Source organism: Pseudomonas corni (assembly GCF_057128765.1).
Map to the genome: position 1 here is coordinate 110,620 of NZ_JBSKHW010000012.1, position 6,395 is coordinate 117,014.

The 6,395-nt window shown below is 59.2% G+C and carries 5 protein-coding genes and 1 pseudogene; 3 read left to right on the forward strand and 3 right to left on the reverse strand.

Annotation, left to right across the window (positions count from 1 at the left end; translation table 11 throughout):
- Nucleotides 1-399 precede the first annotated feature (399 nt).
- On the forward strand, nt 400-1,104 hold the full coding sequence (locus ACWKV9_RS18825; protein WP_483837641.1) for a YiaD family glycine zipper/OmpA-like lipoprotein: 705 nt from the start codon (nt 400-402) through the stop codon (nt 1,102-1,104).
- Nucleotides 1,105-1,285: 181 nt separating this feature from the next.
- Here ACWKV9_RS18825 and ACWKV9_RS18830 read toward each other — a convergent pair whose 3' ends face one another.
- From ACWKV9_RS18830 to ACWKV9_RS18840, 3 genes and pseudogenes are all read right to left on the reverse strand, one after another.
- Nucleotides 1,286-2,182 (reverse strand): 1-acylglycerol-3-phosphate O-acyltransferase, YihG family, encoded by an 897-nt coding sequence (locus tag ACWKV9_RS18830; RefSeq protein ID WP_483837642.1) that lies wholly within the window; start codon nt 2,180-2,182, stop codon nt 1,286-1,288.
- Nucleotides 2,183-2,255: 73 nt separating this feature from the next.
- Entirely contained in the window at nt 2,256-4,346 is a 2,091-nt protein-coding gene (pta, locus tag ACWKV9_RS18835) for a phosphate acetyltransferase (protein WP_483837643.1), read from the reverse strand.
- Nucleotides 4,347-4,438: 92 nt separating this feature from the next.
- Nucleotides 4,439-4,801: pseudogene (locus ACWKV9_RS18840) on the reverse strand (DUF3565 domain-containing protein).
- Between ACWKV9_RS18840 and ACWKV9_RS18845 the strand changes: the two are divergent.
- Together ACWKV9_RS18845 and ACWKV9_RS18850 are read left to right on the forward strand one after the other, a co-directional pair.
- Entirely contained in the window at nt 4,770-5,255 is a 486-nt protein-coding gene (locus ACWKV9_RS18845; protein ID WP_483837644.1) for an FKBP-type peptidyl-prolyl cis-trans isomerase, read from the forward strand. The pseudogene ACWKV9_RS18840 and the gene ACWKV9_RS18845 overlap by 32 nt on opposite strands.
- A gap of 132 nt (nt 5,256-5,387) precedes the next feature.
- A complete protein-coding gene (locus ACWKV9_RS18850) occupies nt 5,388-5,870 on the forward strand; it encodes a glutathione peroxidase (RefSeq protein WP_483837645.1) in 483 nt (160 codons plus the stop codon).
- Nucleotides 5,871-6,395 lie beyond the last annotated feature (525 nt).

Consider the following 6,395-nt stretch of genomic DNA (forward strand, 5'->3'; position numbering starts at 1 on the left):
GCAGCAAAACCTGTGCATGCGGTCGGTCAGGTGAAACCGAGATGGCAGGTTTTGGGGCCGCTTCGCAGCCCATCGTCCGCAAGCCAGACTCCTACGCGCTCCGCGCAGAGGCGATTTGCAATTCCGTTGATACGCGCTCTGTGCAGAAGCGGGGTGCAACTTCGTTGATAAGCGCTCCGCGCAGAAGCGGACTGCGACGCCGTTGATGCGCGCTCCGCGCAGGGGAGATGCGACTGCGTTGATTGCGATGACCCCTTTCGTCAGCGCGCACCTGCTGTTCAGGTGGCGTTAAGGAATTTTCCCCTAATGTCGTGCTCTAACGGCGCACATGGCCGCGCTCGCGCGTGGGCCGCGCAAGAAAAATTGTGCCGCACAAAGCAAAAATCAGGAGCTGCCTTCATGTTGAATTCCCGCCGTTTGATCCTTGCCGCTACGGCCATCGCGATGCTTTCCGGTTGCGCGACGCCGTCCAATCCGTACGACAACCAAGGGCAAGCCCAGAATTCCGGCGGCGTCAGCAAAACGGCTAAATACGGCGGCCTGGGTGCCTTGGCCGGTGCGGTTGCAGGTGCCGCCATCGACCACAATAACCGTGGCAAAGGCGCGTTGATCGGCGCTGCTGTTATTGGCGCGGGCGCTGCCGGTTATGGTTATTACGCTGACAAGCAAGAAGCCGCGTTGCGCGCGAGCATGGCCAACACCGGTGTTGAAGTGCAGCGTCAGGGCGATGTGATCAAACTGGTCATGCCGGGCAACATCACCTTCGCTACCGATTCTTCTGCAATTGCCAGCAGTTTCTATTCTCCGCTGAACAACCTCGCCGGTTCGCTCAAGCAATATAACCAGAACGTGATCGAGATCGTCGGCTACACCGACAGCACCGGCAGCCGTCAGCACAACATGGACTTGTCGCAGCAACGTGCGCAGAGCGTGGCGACTTACCTGACGTCTCAGGGTGTCGACGGCTCCCACCTGTCAGTGCGCGGCGCAGGGCCTGATCAGCCGGTTGCCAGCAATGCCGACGTTAACGGCCGTGCGCAGAACCGCCGCGTTGAAGTCAACCTGAAGCCGATTCCGGGTCAGGAATATCAGCAACAGCAGTAATTGCACCGCTTCAAATCAAAAAGCCCCGAACTTAGATTCGGGGCTTTCGCACTTTAATGCCGGGTGATTTTCCGTGGGAGCGGACCTGTCCGCGAATGCAATGCCTGAACCGCTACAAATGTGGCGAATGTACTGCCCTATTCGCGGACAGGTCCGCTCCCACGGGTGAGGCGCAGATATCCTATCGATGCTGCTCATGCATTTTGCCGAGCAACGCGTCCTTCTCCTCCCACAGCCGGTTGATCCACTGCTGAAACTCCAGCCGGTATTCACCGTTCTGGTCGTAACTCTTGCCGATGAACTGCGGCGGGATCTTGATCTCTTCAAAATGCGCGACCACTTCATTGACGTTGCCGCACAGCAAATCCCAATAACCCGTGTGCCCACCGGGATAGTGAATCGTCACGTTGACGATGGATTCCAGCTGCTCGCCCATGGCATCCAGCACGAACGCAATCCCGCCCGCTTTAGGCTTGAGCAGGTACTTGAACGGTGACTGCTGTTGGGCGTGTTTGCCCGGCGTGAAGCGCGTGCCTTCGACGAAGTTGAAAATCCCTACCGGGTTGTTGCGAAACTTCGCGCAGATGCGGCGGGTGGTTTGCAGGTCCTTGCCTTTCTTTTCCGGGTGTTTGGCCAGATAGGCCTTGCTGTAGCGCTTCATGAACGGGAAACCCAGCGCCCACCACGCCAGCCCGATCACCGGCACCCAGATCAATTCCTGCTTGAGGAAGAACTTCAGCGGGCGGATTTTGCGGTTGAGGATGTACTGCAACACCATGATGTCGACCCAGCTCTGGTGGTTGCTGGTCACCAGATAGGAGTGCTGATAGTCCAGCCCCTCAAGCCCGGTCACATGCCATTTGGCGTGATCCATCAGATTCATCCACGCCTTGTTGTTGCTGATCCAGGCTTCGTGGATGTGGCTCATGAGCCAGTCGGTAAACTTCTGCGCGGCAGGGAAGGGCAGGCATAACTTGAAGATGGCGACGATGAACAACGGCGTGCAGCAGACGATGGTGTTGATTGCCAACAGCAGCGAGGCGATGACGCCGCGCAAAGGGGCAGGCAGAAAATCCATAGTGGGTCAGGCTCCAGGAAAGACCGATGCCGCCGGTGTAGTCCCGGCGGCGTTATTGTGTGGGACGAATGTGTCAGACAAGGTTTGCTGCCTGGATGGCCGTCAGGGCGATGGTGTAGACGATGTCATCCACCTGAGCGCCGCGCGGCAGATCGTTCACCGGCTTGCGCAGGCCTTGCAGCATCGGGCCCAGGCTTACGCAGTCCGCACTGCGCTGAACCGCTTTGTACGTCGTGTTGCCCGTATTGAGATCGGGGAACACAAAGACGTTGGCGCGGCCCGCCACCAGGCTGTCGGGCGCCAGTTGCCGGGCGACGTTTTCGTTGGCAGCGGCGTCGTATTGCAGCGGCCCGTCGATCAGCAGATCGCGCTTGGTTTCCCTTGCCAGTTGCGTGGCTTCACGCACCTTTTCCACTTCCTCACCGCTGGCTGAATTACCGCTGGAATAGCTGATCATCGCCACCCGCGGCGAGAGGCCGAAGGCCACCGCGGAGTCGGCGCTCTGCACGGCGATTTCCGCGAGTTCGCTAGCCGTCGGGTGCGGGTTCATGATGCAGTCGCCGTAGACCAGCACTTGCTCGGGGAACAGCATGAAAAACACCGACGACACTAGCGTGCAGCCCGGTGCGGTCTTGATCAGTTGCAGAGCAGGACGGATGGTATTGGCCGTGGAGTGAATCAGCCCGGACACCAGCCCGTCGACTTCATCGAGCGCCAGCATCATGGTGCCGATCACCACCGGGTCTTCCAGCTGCTGTTCGGCCATTGGCGCGTTGAGGCTCTTGCTTTTGCGCAGTTCCACCATTGGCGCTACATAGCGCTCGCGAATCGTGTCCGGATCAAGAATCTCCAGCCCCGGCGGCAGCTCGATGCCTTGCGCGCGTGCCACTGCCAGCACGTCTTCGGGTTTGGCCAGCAACACACATCGCGCGATGCCCCGCGCCTGGCAAATCGCGGCGGCTTGAACGGTCAACGGTTCAGCGCCTTCGGGCAGCACAATGCGTTTGTTCGCCGCTTGCGCGCGCTGAATCAACTGATAGCGAAACACGGCGGGCGAAAGACGCAGCTCGCGCGGAGTGCCGCAGCGCTGATGCAACCAGTTGGCGTCCAGATGACTGGCGACGAAATCGGTGATGATCTCGGCGCGCTCGCGATCATCGATGGGGATTTCTTTGTTCAGCTGGTTGAGTAACGTGGCGGTTTCGTATGAACCGGTGCTCACCGACAGTATCGGCAATCCGGCCTGCAACGCGCCGCGGCACAGGTCCATGATGCGCGGATCGGGCAGGGTGTCGCTGGTCAGCAGCAGGCCAGCCAATGGCACGCCGTTCATGGTCGCTAGGCTGACGGCCAGGATGATGTCGTCGCGATCGCCCGGCGTTACGACCAGCACGCCAGGCTTGAGCAGTTGCAGGGTGTTGAGCACCGTTCGCGCGCAGATGATGATTTTCGACATGCGCCGCTGTTCGTAATCACCGGCGTTGATGACCTGCGCGCCGAGCAGCTCCGCCACATCGCGGGTGCGCGGCGCGTTGAGGTCGGCCTGGAAAGGAATGCAGCCCAACAGGCGAAAGTCGCCGCTGCGTAACAACGGGGAGTGCTCCTTGAGGCGTGCCGCGAATGCTTCCATCGTCTCGTCGGTGCGTACTTTGTTGAGGATCACGCCCAGGACTTTCGGGTCCTTGGGACCACCAAACATCTGCGCCTGCAACTCGACGCGGCCTGAGAGCTCGGTGAGCACTTCGTTTTCCGGCGCAGACACCAGAATCACGTCGGCGTCCAGGCTCTTGGCCAAGTGAAGATTGACCCGCGCTGCATAGCTGGCGCTGCGAGTCGGGACCATGCCTTCAACGATCAGCACGTCTTTGCCGACCGCGGCCTCTTGATACAGATTGATGATTTCTTCGAGCAGTTCGTCCAGCTGGCCGTCGCCGAGCATCCGCTCGACATGCGCCAATGCCAGTGGCTTGGGCGGTTTCAGGCCGTGGGTGCGGGCGACCAGTTCAGTGGAGCGCTCGGGCCCCGTATCGCCCGGATGTGGCTGGGCAATGGGTTTGAAGAAGCCGACTTTGAGTCCGGCTCGCTCAAGCGTACGGACCAGCCCCAGGCTGATAGAGGTCAAGCCCACACCAAAATCGGTGGGCGCGATAAAAAAAGTCTGCATGCGGGCTTCTCGAATTGAGCAGTGCAAGGGTCGGGGCGGCTATTGCCAGTGAGTCGACCAGAGAAAACAGGACGCTGTTCAGTCGCAGCGTCTCAACGGGGCACAAGGTTATCGTTATCTGCGGCGCGCGCACACCAGCCACAGTGAAAGCGCTGACCTATTTTTTCCTGGCGGGTAACGGGGTCGAGCACCCATTCGCGTGATTGCCAAGGCGGGGAGTGGCGCACGTGCTGGGTGTGCCCGCAGGACAGCTCGACGATCCAGTGGTCCTGGTCATCCTGATGAAAGCCGAGGATCGTTGAGCCTGCGCTCTGCGGCGGGGAGTTTTCCAATCGGGGCCGTCCGTCTGAGTTGCGTTCGCTTTCACGCGATGGCTTGGTTAAACTTGCTCGTTCTTAACTCTTAAGCAAAAGGTCTTGCCCCATGCCGATCGCCGCCAACAAGGCTGTCTCCATTGACTATACCCTGACCAATGACGCTGGTGAGGTCATCGACAGTTCTGCCGGCGGCGCGCCGCTGGTGTACCTGCAAGGCGCAGGTAACATCATCCCTGGTCTGGAAAAGGCACTGGATGGCAAGAATGTCGGTGATGAGCTCAAAGTCGCCATCGAGCCTGAAGATGCATACGGCGAGTATTCCGCCGAACTGGTCAGCACCCTGAGCCGCAGCATGTTCGAAGGTGTCGACGAGCTGGAAGTTGGCATGCAGTTTCATGCGTCTGCCCCTGATGGCCAGATGCAAATCGTGACCATCCGCGACCTGGACGGCGACGACGTGACTGTCGACGGTAACCACCCGCTGGCCGGTCAGCGTCTGCACTTCGACGTCAAGATCGTTGATATTCGTGATGCCAGCCAGGAAGAAATCGCGCACGGTCACGTGCACGGCGAAGGCGGCCATCACCACTGATTTGTGCTGCTAAGCTGAGATAGCTGGCCAGGCGTCCTCGAAGGATTCGCGAAAACGCTTTTCGTTTTTGGGTCCGACAGGGCGCCTTTTTCGGTCGATGGTTTTTTTGTATGGTGAGCAGGGGAGTTCGTCATGAGTATATTTCACGACCTGAAATTAAAAGCTCTGGATGGCCAGGAACTGCCTCTCGCGCCGCTCAAAGGCAAAGTGGTTCTGGTGGTCAACGTAGCGTCCAAGTGTGGCCTCACGCCGCAATACGCTGCGCTCGAGAACCTCTATCAAAAGTACAAGGACAAAGGATTCAGCGTATTGGGCCTGCCTTGTAATCAATTCGCGGGACAAGAGCCGGGTACTCAGGAAGAGATCCAGACATTCTGTTCGCTGAACTACGGCGTGACCTTCCCGCTGGGCGACAAGCTCGAAGTAAACGGCCCTCATCGCCACTCGCTTTACCGACTGCTGGCTGGTGAAGGCGCCGAGTTCCCTGGTGACATCACCTGGAACTTCGAAAAATTCCTTGTGGGTCAGGACGGTCGAGTCCTCGCCCGATTCTCGCCGCGCACCGCGCCGGATGACCCGGCCGTGATCACAGCAATCGAAAAAGCGCTGCGCTGAACATCTCCTGGATTACACACATTCTGTAGGAGCCAACTTGTTGGCGAGGCGGCCGGAGGGGTGTGTCTGTCGTAATGCCTCGCGAACAAGTTCGCTCCTACAGATAGATCTAGCCGCTCCACGCATATCCTGTAGGAGCCAACTTGTTGGCGAGGCGGCCGGAGGGGAGTGTCCGTCGTAATGCCTCGCGAACAAGTTCGCTCCTACAGATAAATCGTGCCGCTCCACGCATGTTCTGTAGGAGCCAACTTGTTGGCGAGGCGGCCGATGTGGTGTGTCTGTCGTAATGCCTCGCGAACAAGTTCGCTCCTACAGATAGATCTAGCCGCTCCACGCATGTTCTGTAGGAGCCAACTTGTTGGCGAGGCGGCCGATGCGGTGTGTCTGTCGTACTGCCTCGCGAACAAGTTCGCTCCTACAGATAGATCCAGCCGCTCCACGCATATTCTGTAGGAGCCAACTTGTTGGCGAGGCGGCCGATGCGGTGTGTCTGTCGTACTGCCTCGCGAACAAGTTCGCTCCTAC

Coding starts and splice junctions, on each gene's coding strand:
- ACWKV9_RS18830 (WP_483837642.1), bottom strand. CDS start 2,182: ATGGATTTTCTGCCTGCCCCTTTGCGCGGCGTCATCGCCTCGCTGCTG.
- ACWKV9_RS18845 (WP_483837644.1), top strand. CDS start 4,770: ATGCCGATCGCCGCCAACAAGGCTGTCTCCATTGACTATACCCTGACC.
- ACWKV9_RS18825 (WP_483837641.1), top strand. CDS start 400: ATGTTGAATTCCCGCCGTTTGATCCTTGCCGCTACGGCCATCGCGATG.
- ACWKV9_RS18850 (WP_483837645.1), top strand. CDS start 5,388: ATGAGTATATTTCACGACCTGAAATTAAAAGCTCTGGATGGCCAGGAA.
- pta (WP_483837643.1), bottom strand. CDS start 4,346: ATGCAGACTTTTTTTATCGCGCCCACCGATTTTGGTGTGGGCTTGACC.